The organism is Bacillus cereus group sp. TH152-1LC (assembly GCF_027710505.1).
Classification (GTDB): domain Bacteria; phylum Bacillota; class Bacilli; order Bacillales; family Bacillaceae_G; genus Bacillus_A; species Bacillus_A mobilis.
Window position 1 is genome coordinate 355,605 of sequence record NZ_JAQFNK010000003.1, and the last position, 20,636, is coordinate 376,240.

Genomic DNA, 20,636 nt, shown 5'->3' on the forward strand with positions numbered 1-20,636 from the left:
GGTGAATGTCATGTGGAAAGAAAAAGGAAAACAAATGTTAGCATGGATTACACTCGGAATTGTCATTCTATCGCAAATCAGTTTTCATATAATAGAATGGTTGTTTCATAAAGTAATATCCATTCTTACATTTCTTCCTAGCATAGCACTTGAAATTGCATCTATTGCTTGGTCTATTATTGCCTCCATTGCAATCGTCATTATATGGAGTATCGCCAAACTATGGAATACATTATTTAAAAAGGACAGTACTTCTGAAAAAGAGTAACTGTCCTTTTTTATATTCATTCAGACTTTCTGTAGAAGTTTGATGTGATAAGACAAAGAAGACCAACTATGACAATACTTATACCAATCCCTTTATGCAAATCAGGAAATGGTGATGGTATATCTGAGTAAAAATTTGCTAATATGAGACCGATTGAAAATAAAAGTACCCCTATTCTATATAACCATTTTCTTTTGTTCATCATTCTCCTCCTAACATTTTTCATACACTTCTTTCTTTTGGACATACTACCTAAAAAAGGAGTGAATACTATGCAAAATTCTATACATAAGCAGATCCTATTTTTATTTTTCCTCTTTCTCATTCTCGTTATCGTTTTCAGCTTTATATTACATACTCCAAAAGATGTTGTACCGAATAGCCTCTCTGTTTATAAACTCTTACTTTCATATTGTCGTTATTGAATAAGGTGCCTTACATAAGGCACCTTTTAAAATTCTCTCTTCTCATACAATTTCACTGAAATGAAGATAGATACTATGAACATGCATATTGAACTAACGAATAACAAGTTGTTATATAGTTGAATTTGTTCCAAGTTGATTTCAAAGAACATGGTACCAATTGCTATTGGTGCTATTAGTATGAAAAACGTAATAAAAATAGTTTTTTTGTATGCTAACCAAAACGATATTGGTAAAACGAAACTTAAATACACTAAAATAAAGCTAATACTAGCAACCATTTTCGTTTCAATAAATTCAAATAGGTTAACCCCATTCTTCATTCCCATCGTGAAACAACCGACCGTTACGCTTATAAAAAGAATAATAATTGCTACTATATATTTCGCATACACAATTTGTTTTCTCCATATTGGTAAGCTGTTTACTATAACTTCACTCTCATTTTTACTATCTGCTTCAAATGTTTTTACTGTTGCCCCAATTGTAAAAATTACTGACATAATTATGAACAGATTTTCCGTATCTGTTAAAGCCATATAAAAGAAAATAGGATACAGTATGTACCAAATTAAAAATTTCCATTGAATGATGAAATCTTTTAAAATTAGTTGTTTCAAAACTATTCTCCTCTCTCTTACAAATCACGCTCATTGTACAAATGAATTGAGAGTAACATAGACATGATATATAAAAGAAGTAGCCCCGCTATAAAACAAATATTTACGACTAGACTCGTGCTCCAAATATTTTCTACATCTAACCATACTTTACTTACAATCAGTCCACTTAAATACCCAAATGCAATTCCGATGAAGGGTGCAATTTGTTTTGCACTGCTATATCCTACTGAGAATTCAATCGGAAGTACAATTATGCTACAAACAAATCCACCTGTTATACCTCCGAGAATTTCTCCCCACAGGATAAGTCCTGTCATATGTTCATTTTGTAACTGTATCAAACCCACCACTAGTGAGAAACATCCACCTAGAGCAACTAAAATGCTTACAAATATGTATTTCCCTATGACAATATCTTTACGCTCAAACGGTAAACTATTTACTATTATTTCACTTTTATTTTTCCCCTCATAACCCATTGACAGTACCATACCAAGAAAAGGTATAGATACACTAATCGTCATAAGGAAACTCTCACTACGAAAATCAACAATAGCAAGGAAAAACAAACATATTAGATACACAAAACTTAACTTTCTTTGCAACTTCATATCTTTTAAAACTAGTTGCTTGATCATTTTTTACCCTCCTAATATGAAAATGCCCCTTCTATAACTCTGCCTCCTGAAACATTTTCATTGAGAGCAACATTGATATGACTATACTTACTAACACTCCGATACCAACAACACTCATTGCTAGTGTAGCCTCTTGAGAGTGGAGTACTTTTAACATGATTATTTCATCACCAAAAATATTGCACATAAGGCCAATCATACCCATTAAAGGAAAAATCATAATCACATTCAAGACAGTAATAGCTTTATATCCCCCAATGTAATTAGTAGGTATCGTTACTACACAATAAATCAAGGTTGCTGCTATTGCTGAAAATATTGCATATCCAGGAATAACTATATCCCTGTTCAACAAAATATTTCCTAATATTACGACTATAGAGGTTATACTCAAACCGACTATAATAAATAATGTGCTTGAAATATATTTAGCTATCACTATCTCTTTTCTCATTATAGGCAAACTCACTAATACTTTTTCTGTTTTACTTTTTTCTTCATAATAAAAAGAAATATATATAATCGTACTACATGTCATAAATAATCCTATTGCAATCCCCATTGGTTCTACAGAATTTCTAAAAACAGATAAAATAGGTATTAAAAAATAAAAAGGAAACATCTTCTTCTGTAAGAAAAACTCCTTCAAAATCAACTGTTGCATATGAATTCTCCTCTCTACAAATCACGTGCTTCATAAATTCTAATTGTAAGAAACATAGAAGCGATATAAATACTGACTAATGCAATGAATCCAACTATAAATACACCAATATGCATAGGATTCATAATCCACTCAAGGAATGGAGGTGTTGTTTCATTCAGCCCATCACTAATAAATATCCAAAGTATCCCACCCACTCCTATTGATGCTGCTGATACTAGACTTCTTACTACCTTCGATTTTGTACCATAATAACTAGGGAAAAAGGTGACAACTAAAAATACGGCGTAAACAACCCCATTTATTACTTCATACCACGGAATTTCAATGTATAGATTAGGATGATAGGCACCGATATCACCCAGAACAGCAATACCTCTTATAAGGAAAATAAACAACATAGTAGAGAACATACCACCTACAATAAATATTGCACTGGAAAGATATCTAGCAATTATGATATTTTTTCTACTTACCGGTAAACTATTGATAATAATGTCACTAGTATTCCGTTCATCAATTACAATCAACATCGTAATTGATGAAAGCGTTACAAATAAACAACTCATAGGAAACAGCATTCCATCACCGTTTTCAAATAAAAAGAATATAAAGGGTATAGTAAGATACACTGGCCATATCCCTCGAAAAAAGAACAAATCTTTATATACGAGCTGACGCATAGGCACCTCTCCCTTTCGCGGTGTAAACGATAATATCATCTAATGTAGGCTTTTCTAGTACAACTTCACTTCCAAACCAATCGATAATGGCTTGTTTATCCTTCGCTAAACCTTCGAAACCAAACTTGTTTTTTCGTAATCCAACAAATAGTTCTTTTCCTTCTCGGTCTAATAAATCGTTACTTCCTTTTACGATTACGTAGTTCTCCATTAATTCATCTTTTTCACCAGTAAATATAATTTCTCCATCATTGATAAACGTAATATAATCTGCAATGCGCTCTAAGTCTGTTGTAATGTGCGTTGAGAATAATACAGATACTTTATCTTCCATTACAATTTCTTGTAACATATCAAGTAATTCACTTCGAACAACTGGATCTAATCCTGCTGTTGGTTCGTCCATAATAATAAACTCCGCGTGGTGCGAAAGTGCGATGGCAATCGCAAATTTCATTTTCATCCCTTTTGATAGTTCTTTAATTTTTTTATACTTCGGAACTTGCAATCTATGCATATACGATTGATACTGCTCTTCGTCCCACTTTTTATATAACGGCGCAATAATACGCTTCATTTGTTCACATGTTAAATCTTCATAGTAATGATTTTCATCATATACAAAACCGATATTTTGTTTTATTTCTTTTTCGGCTTTCTTATTGTCCTTGCCAAAAATTTTTATATCGCCGCTATCTTTTCGAATTAAATTCATAATCATTTTGATCGTCGTACTTTTCCCGGCTCCATTCGGTCCGACAAATCCCATAATATATCCGCGTGGTAACGTAAAATTTATATTTTTCACTACAAAATCTTGATAACTTTTACAAACATTTTTTAGCTCTAACATCTCTTATTCCCCCTCATATAAACACGCAATCATCTGCTGTAAATCTTCAAGTGAAAGCTGCAACGCTTTACTTTCATTCACAATCTCTTCCGCTTTACTTTCCAGTAAACGTAGCCGCTGTTCTTTTAGTAGTTCATTATTTTTACGTGAAACATAAGTCCCCTTCCCAGCAACAGTTTCTATATATCCTTCTTTTTCAAGCTCCTCGTACGCACGCTTCGTTGTAATTACACTAATTTGTAATTCCTTCGCTAAGCTACGAATAGACGGTAATTGGTCTCCACCCTTTAAACCACCATTTAAAATAAGCTGGCTTAATTGTTTTCTTATTTGTACATAAATAGGGTCTTGGGAAGAATTCGAAATAATAATATTCATGTTTTCCTCCAGTTTGTGTATATACTGTATATACCTTATATACACAGTATATACACAACATCCTATTTTTGGCAAGAAAAAAAGACCAACATTTTCCTGTTGGTCTTTCGTATATGTATCACTTTTCAAAGCGATCTAACATCTCATCTCTCATTCCGAAACTCACTACCGCAATTCCTACATACATAAACAGAAGGAACGCAGGATGAACTGTGTTGTACCAAGTGCTATCAACAATTAAATAAATCGTTAATGCGACAACAAGAACAAACGCTAAGATAAACATATAAAAGTGTCTTGTGCTACCCATGATAAACTCCTCTCTTCTCACTTCACCATTCAACAGTATATTTTATCGAATAATTCGATATGACTCAAGGTTAACTTTCTGTTATGTAATCAAGTTCCACCTTTACAATGTCCTCACATGCTATTGAAATGATCGTTCCTTGCTTATCAATTGCCGTCACTTCTCTATTATCCATTACACGATGCGCTACTCTTTCTAGCACTTTTCCTTGGTCTCGATAACAAAATTCTTTTATATCTTTAATCGTTTTTCCGTTTTCTAAATGGTATATCATTCTATAACACCAATATCCCACATTTTCACCCCCAGCTTGCTCGTTTTTTCACATATACATAAAAATGAGTCATTCCTATCTCATTACATCTTCTTAATTTCAATAAAATTCTAACAAAAATAAATACTTTTATCAAACCGACTTTTTCAACAAAATTACCTATGAAACTGCTTCTTTACGCCATTATGAAACAAAAAATATAAATTTTTAACATTTTCTTCACTAATTCTGCACGAATTCTCCATAAAAAAAAGAACCCGCATATAGCGAGTTCTTCCTTTGTTATTTTAATCAAACTTGTACAGGAGCTGGTTTTTCATAACGTAAAACTGGTTTACGTGCAGCCATCGTTTCGTCTAAACGTTTAATGACTGTTGTATGAGGTGCTTCTTGTACAACTTCTGGATTTTCTTCTACTTCTTTAGCAATTTGAATCATCTTATCAATGAAACCGTCTAATGTTTCTTTTGATTCTGTTTCTGTCGGCTCAATCATAATACATTCTTCCACATTTAATGGGAAGTAAATTGTTGGTGGATGGTAACCGAAATCAAGCAGGCGTTTTGCAATATCTAATGTACGTACACCAAGTTTCTTTTGACGACGACCTGATAATACAAACTCATGCTTACAATGTCTATCGAATGGAAGATCATAGAATGGTGCTAGTCTTCTCATCATATAGTTCGCATTTAATACTGCATACTCCGTTACTGCACGTAATCCATCTGGACCCATAGAACGAATGTATGTGTATGCACGAACGTTAATTCCGAAGTTACCATAGAACGGTTTTACGCGCCCAATTGCTTCCGGACGATCATAGTTAAAGCGATAGCCATTTTCCGTTTTCTCTAAGATCGGTTTTGGTAAGTACGGAATTAAATCTGCTTTCACACCTACTGGACCAGAACCTGGACCACCGCCGCCGTGAGGACCTGTAAATGTTTTATGAAGGTTTAAATGTACAACGTCAAATCCCATATCTCCTGGGCGTGCTTGGCTTAATACCGCATTTAAGTTTGCACCATCATAGTATAATTTACCGCCTGCATTATGGACGATTTCTGCCATTTCTAAAATATTTTCTTCGAATAAACCTAATGTATTAGGATTTGTTAACATAAGTGCTGCTGTTTCTTCGTTTACAACACGTTTTAAATCTTCTAAGTCAACAAGACCATTCTCATTTGATTTTACTGTAATTGTTTCAAAACCAGCTACAGTTGCAGATGCTGGGTTCGTTCCGTGAGCAGAGTCAGGCACAATTACTTTCGTACGGTTAAAGTCACCATTTGCTTCATGGTATGCACGAATTAACATTAAGCCTGTCCATTCTCCGTGTGCACCAGCTGCTGGTTGTAATGTAACAGTATCCATACCTGTAATTTCAATTAAATGCTCTTGTAAGTCGTACATTAATTCCATTGCACCTTGTACTGTCTTTTCATCTTGCAACGGATGAATATTTGCAAATCCTGCAAAACGAGCTACACTCTCATTAATTTTTGGATTATATTTCATCGTACAAGATCCAAGTGGATAGAATCCAGAATCTACACCGTGGTTACGGTTTGAAAGTGCTGTATAGTGGCGCATAATGTCAAGTTCAGATACTTCTGGTAGCTCTGCATCTTCTACTCGAATATAATCGCTCTCAAACACATCTTCTAGTTTCACTTCTTCTACATCTAATTTTGGTAGGCTATATCCTATGCGTCCTTCTTTACTCACTTCAAAGATAAGTGCTTGGTCTTGGTTCTTCATTGGATAGCCCCCATTTCGTTTACAAGTGTGTCAATTTCCTCTTTTGTACGAAGCTCAGTTACTGCTACAAGCATATGATTTTCATGCTCTTTATAATCACGGCCTAGGTCGTAACCGCCGATAATATTCTTTTGTAATAATGCATCGTTTACTTCTTTAACTGGACGCTTGCAATCTACAACGAACTCATTGAAGAACGGTCCAGCAAATGTTACAGTGAAGCCTTTCGCTTCAAATTGACGTTTTGCATATTGTGCTTTAGAAATGTTTTGACGTGCCATTTCTTTCACACCTTGTTTACCAAGTGCCGTCATTGCAACTGATGCTGCTAATGCATTTAACGCTTGGTTTGAACAAATGTTAGACGTCGCTTTGTCACGGCGAATATGCTGTTCACGCGCTTGTAACGTTAATACGAATCCACGTTTACCATCTGAATCTACAGTTTGTCCAACAAGACGCCCTGGAATTTTACGCATAAATGCTTTCGTTGTTGCAAAGTAACCACAGTGTGGTCCACCAAACTGCGTTGGAATACCAAATGGTTGTGCATCACCGATTACAACATCCGCACCAAATTTTCCTGGTGGTGTTAATGCGCCTAATGATAATGGATTTGAAGAAACGATAAATAATGATTTTTGTTGATGAACGATTTTTTCAATATCAGCTAATTTCTCAACTTGTCCGAAGAAGTTTGGATATTGAACGATTACACAAGCAACTGTATCATCTACTTCACTTTGTAATACGTCTAAATCTGTTACACCATCTTTATGATTAATTTCAACAACTTCAAGATGTTGACCTTTTGCATACGTTTCAAGTACTGCTCTTGATTCTGGATGAACTGCGCTAGATACAAGAATTTTCTTTTTGCGAGTATGGCCAGCTGCTAGCATTGCCGCTTCAGCTAAAGCTGTACCTCCGTCGTACATAGAAGAGTTTGCTACATCCATTCCTGTTAATTCACAAATCATTGTTTGGAATTCAAAGATTGCTTGTAATTCCCCTTGTGAAATTTCTGGTTGGTATGGCGTGTAAGCTGTATAAAATTCTGAGCGAGAGATAACGTGATCTACAATTACTGGAGCGTAATGATCATATACACCTGCTCCTAAGAAAGAAGCGTACTCTTTTAAGTTAGCATTTTTACTAGCCATTTGAGTTAACTCTTTTAAAAGCTCTGGCTCTGATTTTGCTTCTTTAATTTTTAAATCCCCTTTAAAACGAACACTCTCTGGAATATCAGAGAATAACTCATCGATCGTTTGAACGCCGATCGTTTGTAACATTTCTTTTTTGTCTTCTTCTGTCATTGGAAGATAACGATGCAACATGAAATCTACCCCTCTCCCCGTTACTTTGAACGTTTATAAAATGGTGTTGGAACAACTACTGCTTTGACGCGTTTATTACGAATTTCAATTTCTACTTCTGTATCAACTGCTGCGTATTTTACATCAATTAGTGCTAAACCAATGCTTTTCTTTAACGTTGGAGATTGTGTACCACTCGTTACTTCCCCGATTTTTTCTTCTCCAATAAATACAGGGTAATGCGTACGAGGAATTCCACGTTCGATTACTTCGATGCCGACTAACTTACGAGGCGCACCGTTTTCTTTTTGCTCTTTTAACGTTTCTTTTCCAAAGAAGTCTGCTTCTTTATTTGGTTTTACCGCAAAGCCAATTCCAGCTTCAATCGGTGTAATATCTTTTGATAATTCTTGGCCATAAAGTGGTAATGTAGCTTCGAAGCGAAGTGTATCACGAGCACCTAAACCACATGCTTTTATGCCTTCTTCTGCTCCAACTTCAAGAAGTTTCTCCCAAAGTTTTGCAGCATCTTCACTCTTACAGTAAATTTCAAATCCATCTTCACCTGTGTAACCCGTACGAGATACAAGTGCTGGAATTCCATCTACAAGAATATCGTTTTTAAATTTAAAGAACTTAATTTCTTTCAAATCTTCTGACACAACTTTTTGTAAAATGCCTTCTGCTTTTGGTCCTTGAATTGCAAGCTGTGCAACTTCACTAGAAACATTGACTACTTTCGTATCGCCAATTACATGGCTAGCTAACCATTCGTAATCTTTCTCGATATTTGATGCATTGATTACTAATAAATAGTCTTCTTCACCACGTTTGTAGATTAATAAATCATCTACTGTACCACCATTTTCGTAGCACATAGCTGTATATTGTGCGCCTCCTACCTTTAAGGTAGAAACGTCATTTGTAACAACACGTTGTAAAAATGCTAAACTATCTACACCTTTTACCTCAACTTCTCCCATATGAGACACATCGAACAAACCTGCAGCCGTACGTACAGCTTCATGTTCTTCTTTAATGCTTGAAAATTGAACTGGTAATTCCCAACCACCGAAGTCGATTGTTTTCCCACCATACTTCGCGTATACATCAAATAACGGTGTACGTTGTAATGTAATCATGCTCTCTCCCCCTTATGCTTTGACAAATCAATAAAAGTTGCTCGCCATATCTAAACATTTTCACTCTGAAAAGATAGGATATACGGAATCTCATTATATTTTTTTATGAAAGCGTAAATAAAAAATCACTTTCTTGGATAAAATACGAAAGATTCCACACATTTCACACCATTATCCTAACATTATTCGCTATATTTCATCAATATTCTAGCATAAAAAATAATTTAGAATTTTTTATTCTTAATCTAATTGAATACAACTTTCAAAATTTAGCCCTTTATCTTTGCCTATTCTTTAACTTTTAGTATGTGTAATAGCGCCTTATTACAAGGCTTATATAATAAAGATTTTTTTAATAATTACTTTAGTTTATAAAAGGTGGGAGAGTCGTAATGAATGTCGATATTTCCGTAGATCGAACGTGGCAAAACAATTTTTTAAATAGGATTGACGAAGATGGCCCTTGGACAAACTGGGATTTATATCATTTAGCTTATAAAACTGAAAAATCGTTACTTGTTCCTACTTTCGATGGATTACAAGCACCGAAGCATTTATCTCATTTCACACCACTTCCTCATCAATTAGAAGTCGCTCAAAATGTCATTGAACAAATGAATGGCAAAGCGATACTTGCAGATGAAGTGGGACTTGGGAAAACGATTGAAGCTGGGCTTATTTTAAAAGAATATATGGTCCGCGGCCTTGTGAAAAAAGTACTTATACTCGTCCCTGCCTCTCTCGTATCACAATGGGCATACGAACTAAATACAAAGTTTTTCATTCCAGCTGTAGCCCAAAGGAAGAGCTATTCATGGGAACAAGCCGATGTGATTGTATCATCAATTGATACTGCAAAACGTTCACCGCATCGCGATATCGTTTTGAACTTAGAATATGACCTTATTATTATCGATGAAGCACATAAACTTAAAAATAACAAAACAAAAAACTATGAATTTGCACAGCGATTAAAAAAGAAATTTTGCTTATTATTAACTGCTACTCCTGTTCAAAATAAGATTGATGAAATTTTCAACCTTGTTTCTTTATTAAAACCAGGACATTTAGGCAATCAATCCAACTTTGAAGAATATTACGCTTCCAAAAATCGTTCCGCCGAATCTGATGAAGATTTAAAAGCTCTTATTAATAAAGTAATGGTCCGAAATCGACGGCATAATACCGGAATTGATTGGCCAAAGAGACATGTACGTACAATTTTCGTTGAGTTTAATGAAGAAGAGCAAGCTTTGTATAACGGGATTGAAAATTGGCGAGGACAAGACGCCTTCACATCCGCTTTCTCATCGTTAACTTTAAAACGAGAAGCTTGTAGTAGTCGTGAGGCTGTGTACTATTCATTAAAAAAACATGTAGAAAAACGACAGAAGGAAAATGAGCATTACATAAAAGACCCGCATATTGATGTGCTAATGGACAAAATTAATCATATTCCTTTCAACTCAAAAGCGAATAAAGCTCTTGAGCTTATAAAAGAAATTGACGATAAAGTCGTCATCTTCACAGAATATCGAGCATCACAAATGTACTTACAATGGTTTTTACAACAACACGGCATTTCTTCCGTTCCATTCCGCGGCGGATTTAAACGTGGGAAGAAAGATTGGATGAAGGAGCTTTTCCAAAACCACGCACAAGTATTAATTGCAACTGAAGCTGGTGGTGAAGGGATTAACTTACAGTTTTGTAGCCATATGATCAATTATGATTTACCATGGAATCCAATGCGCCTTGAACAAAGAATCGGACGTATTCACCGTCTTGGTCAAAAGAATGATGTTCATATTTATAACTTAGCTACAAAACACACTGTTGAAGAACATATTTTGAAACTGTTATATGAAAAAATCAATTTATTTGAGCGTGTTATCGGGGAACTTGATGAAATTTTAACGAGAATTAATATGAAAAACATCGACGCGCACATTCAAGAAATATTTGCGCAATCAAAAAGCGAAGGAGAAATTCGAATTAAGATGGAAAACTTAACATCTATTATCGACTTCGCGAAACGAAATGAAGCTGAGGTGCAAGGCTATGCAGCAACATGAAATTCATAATTACTTATACAATTTTTTCGAGGCGAATAACTGTGAAATTTTAAACCGTTCCCCTCATCTATTAGATGTGCAGCTAACAATTGAGATGGATAAATTATTAATGAATCGCCCTTTTTATTGGCACTATCTTGAGAAAACAGGAGGCGTACCGAATCCGATGCGCCTTACTCTTATTACAAATCCAGAAAATGAAGAAAACGATGGCGAGCTTATTCACTACGGTTCACCACGTCTTCATCAAATTTTCCAAACGACAAAAGAATTAGGCTCTTACATACGTTTATATGAGGAAGTAAGGCATAGCGGGGCAACACATACACCGCTCCATCCGTGGCTCGGTGTAAATATTAAAGTTTCCTATCAATGTGATCGAAAAAAAGACATCCTTCACTCCATTGGGATTCATCTCATTTCTGGCACAATGATCGCAAACTTTCATGAAACATTAGCCAAAATTAAACTTACACCGAAAATACCTGACTTTTGTTTTACGCTCTCGCCCATCATTAAACCGCAAAGTGGTTTACAACGTATAGAGGATGCTTTAAAGAATATTATTGCGGAAGATGACCATACGTGGGCGAAAGAAGCAAGAGTGCGCTGGAATCACGATTTAGACCTTTTAAATCGTTTTTATGAAGAAAGTGATGAACTTCCCGAAAGCTATGAAATTGAAAAACAAGCACTGCAAGAACAATACGAGCCACGCATTACCGTGCAAATTATTAACGGTGGACTCTTTTATGTTACCGCGAATCATTTTCTAGCTTAAAGAAGCCCCTTCTGTTTTAGAAGGAGCTTTTTTTGAGTTATCCTCTATCGCCATTACGCTCTTGTTGTTTTTGCTTTGCCATACGTTTTTGATGCGCACGATCTTTTGCACTCACATGATTTGCATCAGTAGGAAGGTTTTCTTTTGAACGGCCAATTCCATTACTCATCTTTTCCACTCCTTCTTATGTCTTTCAAAATACACCCTTATTTTCAGCTAGAGATACAATCCTTATACAAAAAAATAAGAGCAGCCATTGGCTACTCTTACTTACTCACTCACATATTTTTGAAACATATCATGGATGCCTTTATTTACGAGGTTCGAGATCTGCTCGTCAGATTTATTCGGATAACGATCACGCAATCTGATAGATGCCTTCACCATTAAATTTTCTAATACAGAACGGCCACCTTCTCCATAAATAATTTCAGCATACTTAACAAGCCTTCCATCCTCTACTGTTGCCGGATTATGATTGAAGAAAAATTTACTCATTGTCTCCACCTCTCTTTTTTGATAACGTTTACATTTATATAGATTATTTATGTTATTTATTTCACAATATTGTATGCATGTATATTTAATTAGTTTCATTATAAAGCAACATATCGATAGTAAATATGTGATTTTCCGTCCATTTTGTGAACAAACTAAAAATGAAAGCGTTTCCTTTATTATATACTAAAAAAACTTACTACGCTAGGGGCAATTTTTTCAATCTACTAATCCCTCAAAAAGCGATATATTTTTTCTTTTCCCATTAAACCTTATACAATTTTCAGAAATTATATTATAAAATATATGTATGACTTAAGGAGGCCCTATATGAATCAAAATAAAAAAGCTATATTAGATCTTGTCTTTTATCTCGTAATCCCATTCCTCATTTGGAAATTTGCAAAACCTTATATCGATCCTTATTACGCGATGTTACTTTCCTCTGTTCCAGGGATTATTTATACACTGTATACCTTTAAAAAAGAAAAACAGTTTAACGTAACAGGATTCTTTATTTTAATTACACTCATTTCTAATACAACAGTGGATTTATTATCTGGATCAGCTGAACGCATGTTGTGGAACGATGCGTATTATCACATCGTACTAGGTATTATCGTTATATGTACCATTTTTATAAAAAAACCACTTATGTTATATTTCGCAGCAGATATTGCCGCACTGCAAGGCCATGACCGTGATAAAAGTCGTGAACTGTATCGTGATAGTCGTATCTATCCGGCACTCCAATATTTAACGCTATTTTTCGGGCTACAATTCATATTAAAAAGCTTCTTAAAGATTTATTTCATTTCTGTTTTCGGTGTAGATGGCTATGGTGAAATGAGAGCGATTATGACCGCTGTTGGATGGGGCATTTCCATTTGTATCGGAATTGGATTTGTCTGGGTGAACAATAAAATACATGCCGTTACAGAAGAAAAAGAATCCGTACAGTAAATAAAAATCCCCTAGTAGCATCATACTACTAGGGGATTTTTATTTTGCTACACATATTACGAAATCGTTAACTTGATTTTTTCCTTTTATCTTTTACGTTTCGATAAAACAAAGCAGCACTTAGCGGCATAACACCAAACCATTTATTCATAAATGGCTCTTTTTCAGCACGGCGTTGTTCTTTCTTTTGTTTACGATCTTCTTTTGGAGCATCCATATACGACACAAACTGCTGTGTCACAAAGCGAACATAATCATTAGTAGACATATTATCATCACCTCTACTTGATTAGTATGTCCACTTTTTTATTCATTAATCTTTTCTTTTAAGTCATTCATAATTTGCTTTACAGACTTATTCGTCGTATCGATATAAATATGAGCCTCTTCATAATAAGCTCGGCGCGATTCAAATTTTGCCACAAATGCCTCTATATCTTTCTTCTGAAATAGTGGCCGTGTCGTATCTTCCCGAAGTCTTTCTGCAATTACATGTGGATCACAATATAAATACACGACAGTTCCATTTTCCTTCATCCACTTTCGGTTTTCCTCTCGTTCAATGATGCCACCACCAGTTGTAATAATTACATTACAACTCGGTAGTGAACGTAACATTTCACTTTCATATTCCCGAAAAGCCATTTCGCCTTCTTCAGCAAAAATATCACGAATTGCCCTCTCCTGCTTCTCTTCAATTTTTTGGTCTGTATCGACAACATCCATATGAAGTTCTTTACTTAACGCTTTTCCAATTGTTGTTTTCCCAGCTCCCATATAACCGGTTATGTATATAGATTTCATGTTCGTTCCTCTCAATCATCCGTTATTATTTGTTATTATAACGAATGATTACATTATTTAATAAAAAAACGTTTTGTTCTTCTTATAAAATAAAGAACAAAACGTTTCATACACGCTTTTACTTATAAGCGCCTCTTCTTACCCACTGCGTTGCAATCCATTTCTCACCTTTCGTTACAGGTGCCCCTCCATGTAACGTAAGCTCATTTAATGATTGGTCTTGATAAAAATACTCAAAGTATACTGCCATTCCCTTTCTAGGGTGCACAGAAAGATTTAATTTAGGGAAGAACGTTTCTCCGCCCTCTTCTACATCATTTAAGTACATGACAAGCGTACTAATACGATTATTAGCAGCTGATCTACTATGTTCCGCAAAATAATCATAGTGTGCTTTATATTGTTGATCCACTTCATAATTTAAAATGTGTAATCCTTCTCCATGCGACGCAGGAACATTCATGATAGATGCAATTCGTTTTTCAATCTTCGTAGTAAGTTCATTATCGTCTAAAAATGCACCCTTACTCGTTCGAATATCATTTACATCACGTGATGAACCAACTTTAGAACGTGCTAACTTACTTTTAGACAATTCAATTAATTCATCACATTCTTCATCGCTTAATACATTTCCTAACACGACAATAAGAGGTTCTTCGAATTTTGAAATAATGTGTATTTCCCTATCTTCCGTCATAATTGCATTTCCTTTATGATCAAAAATAGTTTGTTCCTTATTTTCACCTATTTGATTGTTATTTGTCATTTCCCTATTCTCCCTAAAAAAATATGTTTGGATAGCTTGAATATATCACATTCTTTCTACCTTTCTCTTTTTTGAGAAAATTTAAACTTTCAATTGTTTTAAAATGAGAAATTATGGTTTTTGTTCACACATTAAACAGACTATCCTTCTATCCAATCGAATATTTTTCCATCCTTTTTTCTATATCGAAAGCTTACTTTATAGAAAACTTCCTGCTTTATTTTGCACTGCAACGAAACGAGAATATCATCGTTTTCAAAGACGTAATTTCCACTTGCTTCGCCCTTTTCATATTGAAAGAAAAATGTATCTTCCTTTTCTTTTTGCTGTAAACCTTTTTTTATACTTGTAATCGATCGATTTAGTAGTTCCTCCAGTACAAACTTTTGCTCTATTTCAATATAAAATTTTTTATCTATAAGCAACATATTCGTTTCGTATACAAAGAAGGAAGTTAATAATACAAGAAAAATGATTGTTCCTGGCATCGTAAATCCATCTTGTTTTCTCATATATTTATTTCCATTTTGCTATATCTTACAGCTACACCTTCATATATTTTCCCACTCATATCTTTCACATTTATAAAGAGCAAATGAGGTGTTACTTCATACGAAACCATTTCAATATTTTGTAATATAAATTCTCTTCCGCGCATATTCACTTTTCTTATCAGATGATTATTCAATTTTTCATACGTCACTTCATCTCCAGTGCGAAGACGGAAGCGCAAAAGGGTATCTTTATTTTCATTGACTACTTTTTCTACAAAAGATACTTCCCGAAACTCTAACTGTACTTGTCCTAAAAACACATCCCATTCCCAATTATTTAATCCTTTTGATTGATTATTTTCTATCCCAATAAAATTTAAACGTGGCAAGAGTAAAAAGAACAGTGATAACAGAAAAAAACATACGATCATTTCTATTAATGTAAACCCAACTTCTAATTTATTTGTTCTCCTGCATAAAAGCATTGTTCCACCATTCTTCCTTTCACATCTTTCCACATAGCACAAACTTCATTTCCTCCCCAGTATGTGTAATATACATTTCCGTTTACGACTTTTTCTTGTTGTTGTTTCGCTCCATTTTCATATATATATAAAGCCGCTTCTCTTTTTAATAATGCAAATGCTTTATAACGAATTTGTATGTTTTTTCGTTCTTGCATAATCAATACTGTTTGCGGAAGTAGTAAAGACACTGCCATCATTACTATACTTAACGCTACAAGCATCTCAGCCATCACTGACCCTTTTTGACATTTCACGATACGTAAATCTCCCTCTTCCAAGCTGAAATACAATCTCATATTTATAACTTCGATACGAAAATAAAATCGTGCCACCTCTATTAATATTTCCACTCGGATTATATGTCATCGGATTTGGAAAAGTATTCAAATCAATTTGTATATCGCTATCATATTCTCTTTTAATGATAGTAAGATTCGTACTTAGTTCCCCTATATAATACGTATGTCTATCTTTATGCCATCGTAATGTATAGTGTTTTTGACGGTTTATCGCTAATTGTTGCATATACAAAATATCATTTGAAAACTGTCTTAAAAATTGGTCGACTTTTTGTTTTTCATGTAATGAATGTACGTTAAAATATGTGACCATACTTAGTACAGAAATTGCAAATAGAACGAGTAGCATTTCTAAAAGAGTAAATCCTTTTTGTTTCACAGTTTCCCAGTTGTTACTGTGCCATCATTTGAAATGTGAATGGATTCACCGTTTGGACACTTATCAGCTGTAATATATTTTTCATCCCTTAGCTCTTTTAGCGAGGGAATTTTATTATGTTGTAATTGGTATACTTGTATTTGAGCTTCTATAGATTTCACATAGGCTTTACATCCTGTTCCTTCGACGGATGAACGCTGTGTGACTACATTCGGAATAATTAATAGTAATAATACAGTTATGACGACCATAACTAATAACATTTCTAAAAGGGTAAATCCTTCCTCATTCTGCATGCAAACACCCCCTAAATAGAATTCATCATTTGAAACATTGGCATAATCATCGCTAAATACATAAGAACGACTATTCCTCCAATACACGTAAATAAAATCGGTTGAATGATTACTAACATACGTTTAACTTTTTGCTCCATCTTTTCCATAATAAGATCGCTATAGTCACCTAATTCAATCGCCAAATTACCGTTTGCTTGTCCATGCGTAATAATATAAGAAAGTTCTTCCTCATAATATCCACTTTTAGCAATAATAGATTGCAACGGTTCTCCCGCAATTAATTGGCGTTCAATTCGGCCCGCTTCATACTGAAAGAACGGATGATATTTTTGCTCCATCATTATTGTTAGAGCCTCAAGTACTGATAGTCCGCCGTGTAATAAACCGCTTAATTGAGTGGCGAAATAATGTGAATGCTTTAAAATAAGAAATGTTTTTATGAAGGGGATACGAAGCTTAATTTTTACCTGCTTCATATGCGGAAGTTTCCGAAAGTAAAATATATATACGCTACAACCAATCATAACGATAAAAATAGTACTAAAAATAAGATAGGGTAGTAGCTTAATTGCACTTAATATTTGTTCTGTAAATAACGATGCTGTAGAACCGAATGAACTATATACCATATCAACTTGCGGTAATAAAATGCGGTTAAAAATCAAAATCATGATTATTAAAAAAAACGCCAAAAACATAGGATACTGCATGATTTTCATCATATCTTTCCTATACTTATCCTTTTTATAAAGAAGTGCGCTCCCTTGTTGCAATGCAAAAGAAATATCACCATGTTGCTCGGCATAAAATAAATAACTTAACATATCCTGATGAAACTTTAACTGATGAAAAGAATCGTGTAGACTTTTTCCATCTTTTAATTCATCAATCATGTGCTGCAATTGTCCTTTCTTTTCCAAAGGTAATTGAAACCGTAAAAATTCTAATGCCTGCAAAAGGGAGTATCCTTTTTCTAATAGTTCTCCTAATCGTTTCAGCAATACTACTTGATCACTTAAACTCCATATTTTCTTAAACATACACATCCTCTTCTAAAAATCCTAAAGCGTATCCTTTTCGTATCGAAGCTTCTAATGTTTCGTGCTCGTATGTGACACATTCCCCATTTGCTTCTTTAATCGCTTGTTTTAACTCATATCCATATAACAACTCATAAATACTCGCTTGTCTGACTTGCCTCATTGATTTACATAAAGTTGAGCACTTTCTTTTGCAAAACGGACACTTCAATTCGACAAGTCGCTGTGCAGCTATAGCCAATAAAGATTGTTCAATTTCTTGCCTCGTTATACCAAAATCCATGAACCTGAGTATCGCCCCTTTCGCATCATTCGTATGCAGTGTCGTCATTACTAAATGTCCAGTCAAACTTGCTCTTATAGCAATTTTCGCTGTTTCTTCATCACGAATTTCACCGACTAAAATAATATCCGGATCATGGCGTAAAATAGCCTTTAACCCTGCCTCATATGTGATACCTGCTTTTTCATTTATTTGAATTTGTAATACATCGTCATTTCTTTTTTCAACTGGATCTTCCAGCGTAACGATGCGACGTGTTTTCTTTTTTCTAATGACCTCTAATAATGCATACATTGTTGTTGTCTTTCCAGAACCAGTCGGTCCAGTAAATACGAGTAACCCATGGGAGTAATGTAAAAAAGAGAGTAGTTTCTTCGCTGTACTTGGAAATAACGAAAGATGAGATAACGGCTGAATAGATGCTTGTAAATGAAGACGAATAACGAGACTTTCTTGATATACAGTTGGTAGCGTGGAAAGGCGTAAATATACTTCTTGCCCATCCATTTGTAAATACAGTGAACCATTTTGTGGCTTCCGCCTTTCCCCTATATCCATGGATGCTAAAAATTTAAAGTGTGAAACAAGTTTTTCTCCAAATTCCTTTTCGATACAATGCTTCGTCATTAAATCTTTCCCTATACGCAGTTGAACCGCTACATCCTTCTTCCGGGGCACAATATGTAAATCCGAAGCTTGTACCCTGCACGCTTCTTTCAAAATCGTATTCGCAAAACTTTCAATTCCATTCATCATTTTTCCCTCCCCACTATGTATATAGCATGAAAAAATTCATAAGAAAAATCAGTATTTTTGTATTTTCACTAGAGAAAAAAGGAAAAATATGTTTGTGAAATTATGAACAATTTCCGAATTATTGTCTGAAATTACCTATATGAAAGTTTATCTGTATTATAATGTTATTATCTTGGATAAAGTGATAAAGGTGGAGATCCTCATGGAACAAGCTTTAAAAATTACAGGTGTATTATCTGATCCAACTCGTTATTACATTTATAAATATATTTCTCAAAAACATAGTTACGTAACTGTACAAGAAATTGCAGATGAGTTTGAAATTCATCCAAACGTAGCGCGTTTACATTTATCTAAATTAGAAGATGTTCATATGCTGAAATCTGAAACGAAGAAAACTGGAAAAGGCGGACGACCAAGCAGATTATATGTATTATCTGAAGATGTTATCCAATTACAATTTCCATTCCGTGATTATCAATTGTTAGCAAGAATCGCATTTAATTCTTTACTTAGCCTTGGCGCTGCTGGTGAAAAAGCGCTATACGAAACTGGAAAACAGTTCGGAGCCGAATTAATGCAACAACATATGATGCGTTTAAATGTGAATGAAGATGCTTTAACAGTCGAGCAAAAAGTTCAAATTGCAAAAGAAGCTTTCTCAACAGCTGGCTTATCACCTGCATTTGAATTAAGTGCAGATGGAACGAAAATTTTCTATGATGTACACAATTGTCCATTTAAAGAAGTTGCTGTTCATCATCCAACTGAAATTTGTAATATGCACGGAGATATGATGAAAGGGATTTTTGAAATCCTATTCCCTAACACGGAATTAACACGAAATGACAGTCTACTAGATGGATGTAAATCTTGTAATTATAAACTAACAATTTAATTTCTCATATAAAAAGAAGCCATTTATAAATGGCTTCTTTTTATATGAACGAATATTTACAATAGTAAGAAAAATAAACTATAATGAAGTGAGGTTTACTTTTTTTAGAAAAGGAGGGAGATGGCATGGAGCGCATGTTTCGCGTTCTCGGCTTTTGGACTGGAATTTTCTCGGTTATGTTTTACGTAGGGGATATGCATTCGACCGCACTACTATTTTTAGGACAAACAGGATTCTTCGTACTTTTAAGCTATTTAAATTTAACAGAGCGTATGTATATATACGTATTCGGGGCATATTTGACTGTTTTCTTCATAGGATTTACATACTACACGACGTTTTTACTTGTCCCTGGAGCTGGACATTAAAAGATGGCATTTTGCCATCTTTTTTTTAATTCCGTAATTTCCTAGTTGACTTATAGGTT

At 34.5% G+C, this 20,636-nt stretch carries 31 protein-coding genes; 7 read left to right on the forward strand and 24 right to left on the reverse strand.

All coding sequences use genetic code 11. From position 1 onward, the window contains the following. Nucleotides 1-10: 10 nt before the first annotated feature. Nucleotides 11-268, forward strand: coding sequence for a DUF3975 family protein (locus PDL00_RS11620; RefSeq protein ID WP_270729099.1), 258 nt, complete (start codon nucleotides 11-13; stop codon nucleotides 266-268). A gap of 16 nt (nucleotides 269-284) precedes the next feature. On the opposite strand, the gene PDL00_RS11625 is transcribed toward PDL00_RS11620, so the two are convergent. From PDL00_RS11625 to gcvT, 12 genes are all read right to left on the reverse strand, one after another. Further along, entirely contained in the window at nucleotides 285-470 is a 186-nt protein-coding gene (locus PDL00_RS11625) for a hypothetical protein (protein ID WP_141525351.1), read from the reverse strand. A 249-nt stretch (nucleotides 471-719) separates the two neighbouring features. Next, nucleotides 720-1,313, reverse strand: coding sequence for an ABC-2 transporter permease (locus PDL00_RS11630; RefSeq protein WP_098274519.1), 594 nt, complete (start codon nucleotides 1,311-1,313; stop codon nucleotides 720-722). A gap of 17 nt (nucleotides 1,314-1,330) precedes the next feature. Next, complete coding sequence (locus PDL00_RS11635) at nucleotides 1,331-1,954, reverse strand: ABC-2 transporter permease (RefSeq protein ID WP_270729103.1); 624 nt, start codon at nucleotides 1,952-1,954, stop codon at nucleotides 1,331-1,333. A gap of 31 nt (nucleotides 1,955-1,985) precedes the next feature. Further along, nucleotides 1,986-2,618 carry an ABC-2 transporter permease gene (locus PDL00_RS11640; RefSeq protein ID WP_270729105.1) on the reverse strand — a complete coding sequence of 211 codons (633 nt, stop codon included), beginning with the start codon at nucleotides 2,616-2,618 and terminating at the stop codon, nucleotides 1,986-1,988. Between the two features lie 14 nt (nucleotides 2,619-2,632). After that, nucleotides 2,633-3,301: an ABC-2 transporter permease gene (locus PDL00_RS11645; RefSeq protein WP_270729107.1), complete on the reverse strand. Its 669-nt coding sequence runs from the start codon at nucleotides 3,299-3,301 to the stop codon at nucleotides 2,633-2,635. Further along, nucleotides 3,282-4,154: an ABC transporter ATP-binding protein gene (locus PDL00_RS11650; RefSeq protein WP_270729109.1), complete on the reverse strand. Its 873-nt coding sequence runs from the start codon at nucleotides 4,152-4,154 to the stop codon at nucleotides 3,282-3,284. Before PDL00_RS11650 ends, PDL00_RS11645 begins: the two co-directional genes overlap by 20 nt. 3 nt (nucleotides 4,155-4,157) lie before the next feature. Continuing rightward, nucleotides 4,158-4,532, reverse strand: coding sequence for a GntR family transcriptional regulator (locus PDL00_RS11655; protein ID WP_001021351.1), 375 nt, complete (start codon nucleotides 4,530-4,532; stop codon nucleotides 4,158-4,160). A gap of 118 nt (nucleotides 4,533-4,650) precedes the next feature. After that, on the reverse strand, nucleotides 4,651-4,842 hold the full coding sequence (locus PDL00_RS11660; RefSeq protein ID WP_000535935.1) for a hypothetical protein: 192 nt from the start codon (nucleotides 4,840-4,842) through the stop codon (nucleotides 4,651-4,653). Between the two features lie 70 nt (nucleotides 4,843-4,912). Continuing rightward, complete coding sequence (locus tag PDL00_RS11665; RefSeq protein WP_061677400.1) at nucleotides 4,913-5,116, reverse strand: DUF3929 family protein; 204 nt, start codon at nucleotides 5,114-5,116, stop codon at nucleotides 4,913-4,915. 291 nt (nucleotides 5,117-5,407) lie between these two features. Next, the gene (gene gcvPB, locus PDL00_RS11670; protein WP_063260822.1) at nucleotides 5,408-6,883 is read right to left on the reverse strand and encodes an aminomethyl-transferring glycine dehydrogenase subunit 2; all 1,476 of its coding nucleotides are present in this window, start codon (nucleotides 6,881-6,883) and stop codon (nucleotides 5,408-5,410) included. After that, on the reverse strand, nucleotides 6,880-8,223 hold the full coding sequence (gcvPA, locus tag PDL00_RS11675) for an aminomethyl-transferring glycine dehydrogenase subunit 1 (protein WP_000903246.1): 1,344 nt from the start codon (nucleotides 8,221-8,223) through the stop codon (nucleotides 6,880-6,882). Before gcvPA ends, gcvPB begins: the two co-directional genes overlap by 4 nt. Nucleotides 8,224-8,243: 20 nt before the next feature. Next, on the reverse strand, nucleotides 8,244-9,344 hold the full coding sequence (gcvT, locus tag PDL00_RS11680; RefSeq protein ID WP_242254705.1) for a glycine cleavage system aminomethyltransferase GcvT: 1,101 nt from the start codon (nucleotides 9,342-9,344) through the stop codon (nucleotides 8,244-8,246). Between the two features lie 392 nt (nucleotides 9,345-9,736). Between gcvT and PDL00_RS11685 the strand changes: the two genes are divergently transcribed. Both PDL00_RS11685 and PDL00_RS11690 read left to right on the forward strand, forming a co-directional pair. Further along, a complete protein-coding gene (locus PDL00_RS11685; RefSeq protein WP_061677397.1) occupies nucleotides 9,737-11,419 on the forward strand; it encodes a DEAD/DEAH box helicase in 1,683 nt (560 codons plus the stop codon). Further along, nucleotides 11,406-12,200, forward strand: a complete 795-nt coding sequence (locus PDL00_RS11690) for a YqhG family protein (protein ID WP_242254707.1) — start codon at nucleotides 11,406-11,408, stop codon at nucleotides 12,198-12,200. The genes PDL00_RS11685 and PDL00_RS11690 overlap by 14 nt, the downstream gene beginning before the upstream one ends. A 37-nt stretch (nucleotides 12,201-12,237) precedes the next feature. Here the strand turns inward: PDL00_RS11690 and PDL00_RS11695 are convergent, their stop codons facing one another. Both PDL00_RS11695 and PDL00_RS11700 read right to left on the reverse strand, forming a co-directional pair. Further along, nucleotides 12,238-12,369: a hypothetical protein gene (locus tag PDL00_RS11695; protein WP_000064661.1), complete on the reverse strand. Its 132-nt coding sequence runs from the start codon at nucleotides 12,367-12,369 to the stop codon at nucleotides 12,238-12,240. Between the two features lie 101 nt (nucleotides 12,370-12,470). Further along, complete coding sequence (locus tag PDL00_RS11700; protein WP_000032702.1) at nucleotides 12,471-12,698, reverse strand: hypothetical protein; 228 nt, start codon at nucleotides 12,696-12,698, stop codon at nucleotides 12,471-12,473. A gap of 73 nt (nucleotides 12,699-12,771) precedes the next feature. Here PDL00_RS11700 and PDL00_RS11705 point away from each other — a divergent pair, with 73 nt between their 5' ends. Continuing rightward, the gene (locus tag PDL00_RS11705) at nucleotides 12,772-12,888 is read left to right on the forward strand and encodes a hypothetical protein (RefSeq protein ID WP_003279814.1); all 117 of its coding nucleotides are present in this window, start codon (nucleotides 12,772-12,774) and stop codon (nucleotides 12,886-12,888) included. A 140-nt stretch (nucleotides 12,889-13,028) separates the two neighbouring features. Next, nucleotides 13,029-13,661 carry a VC0807 family protein gene (locus tag PDL00_RS11710; RefSeq protein WP_001073110.1) on the forward strand — a complete coding sequence of 211 codons (633 nt, stop codon included), beginning with the start codon at nucleotides 13,029-13,031 and terminating at the stop codon, nucleotides 13,659-13,661. 67 nt (nucleotides 13,662-13,728) lie between these two features. On the opposite strand, the gene PDL00_RS11715 is transcribed toward PDL00_RS11710, so the two are convergent. The 10 genes from PDL00_RS11715 to comGA form a co-directional block, all read right to left on the reverse strand. Beyond that, nucleotides 13,729-13,929: a YqzE family protein gene (locus PDL00_RS11715; protein WP_000106080.1), complete on the reverse strand. Its 201-nt coding sequence runs from the start codon at nucleotides 13,927-13,929 to the stop codon at nucleotides 13,729-13,731. A 38-nt stretch (nucleotides 13,930-13,967) separates the two neighbouring features. Beyond that, on the reverse strand, nucleotides 13,968-14,465 hold the full coding sequence (locus tag PDL00_RS11720) for a shikimate kinase (RefSeq protein WP_270729114.1): 498 nt from the start codon (nucleotides 14,463-14,465) through the stop codon (nucleotides 13,968-13,970). A 118-nt stretch (nucleotides 14,466-14,583) separates the two neighbouring features. After that, nucleotides 14,584-15,234 (reverse strand): 2OG-Fe(II) oxygenase, encoded by a 651-nt coding sequence (locus PDL00_RS11725; RefSeq protein WP_098641666.1) that lies wholly within the window; start codon nucleotides 15,232-15,234, stop codon nucleotides 14,584-14,586. 140 nt (nucleotides 15,235-15,374) lie between these two features. Continuing rightward, complete coding sequence (gene comGG, locus PDL00_RS11730) at nucleotides 15,375-15,746, reverse strand: competence type IV pilus minor pilin ComGG (protein ID WP_270729118.1); 372 nt, start codon at nucleotides 15,744-15,746, stop codon at nucleotides 15,375-15,377. After that, nucleotides 15,743-16,213 carry a competence type IV pilus minor pilin ComGF gene (comGF, locus tag PDL00_RS11735; RefSeq protein WP_242254713.1) on the reverse strand — a complete coding sequence of 157 codons (471 nt, stop codon included), beginning with the start codon at nucleotides 16,211-16,213 and terminating at the stop codon, nucleotides 15,743-15,745. The genes comGG and comGF overlap by 4 nt, the downstream gene beginning before the upstream one ends. Continuing rightward, nucleotides 16,183-16,485 (reverse strand): competence protein ComG, encoded by a 303-nt coding sequence (locus PDL00_RS11740; protein WP_242254714.1) that lies wholly within the window; start codon nucleotides 16,483-16,485, stop codon nucleotides 16,183-16,185. Before PDL00_RS11740 ends, comGF begins: the two co-directional genes overlap by 31 nt. Then, on the reverse strand, nucleotides 16,478-16,933 hold the full coding sequence (gene comGD, locus PDL00_RS11745; protein WP_242254715.1) for a comG operon protein ComGD: 456 nt from the start codon (nucleotides 16,931-16,933) through the stop codon (nucleotides 16,478-16,480). The genes PDL00_RS11740 and comGD overlap by 8 nt, the downstream gene beginning before the upstream one ends. Continuing rightward, nucleotides 16,930-17,229 (reverse strand): competence type IV pilus major pilin ComGC, encoded by a 300-nt coding sequence (comGC, locus tag PDL00_RS11750; RefSeq protein ID WP_242254716.1) that lies wholly within the window; start codon nucleotides 17,227-17,229, stop codon nucleotides 16,930-16,932. The genes comGD and comGC overlap by 4 nt, the downstream gene beginning before the upstream one ends. 11 nt (nucleotides 17,230-17,240) lie before the next feature. Further along, nucleotides 17,241-18,272: a competence type IV pilus assembly protein ComGB gene (gene comGB / locus PDL00_RS11755; protein WP_242254717.1), complete on the reverse strand. Its 1,032-nt coding sequence runs from the start codon at nucleotides 18,270-18,272 to the stop codon at nucleotides 17,241-17,243. After that, a complete protein-coding gene (gene comGA / locus PDL00_RS11760; protein ID WP_270729122.1) occupies nucleotides 18,265-19,308 on the reverse strand; it encodes a competence protein ComGA in 1,044 nt (347 codons plus the stop codon). Before comGA ends, comGB begins: the two co-directional genes overlap by 8 nt. A 205-nt stretch (nucleotides 19,309-19,513) precedes the next feature. Between comGA and PDL00_RS11765 the strand changes: the two genes are divergently transcribed. After that, a complete protein-coding gene (locus PDL00_RS11765) occupies nucleotides 19,514-20,209 on the forward strand; it encodes a helix-turn-helix transcriptional regulator (RefSeq protein WP_242254719.1) in 696 nt (231 codons plus the stop codon). Between the two features lie 125 nt (nucleotides 20,210-20,334). Beyond that, complete coding sequence (locus PDL00_RS11770; RefSeq protein ID WP_000440714.1) at nucleotides 20,335-20,577, forward strand: DUF2626 domain-containing protein; 243 nt, start codon at nucleotides 20,335-20,337, stop codon at nucleotides 20,575-20,577. Nucleotides 20,578-20,636: the final 59 nt, after the last annotated feature.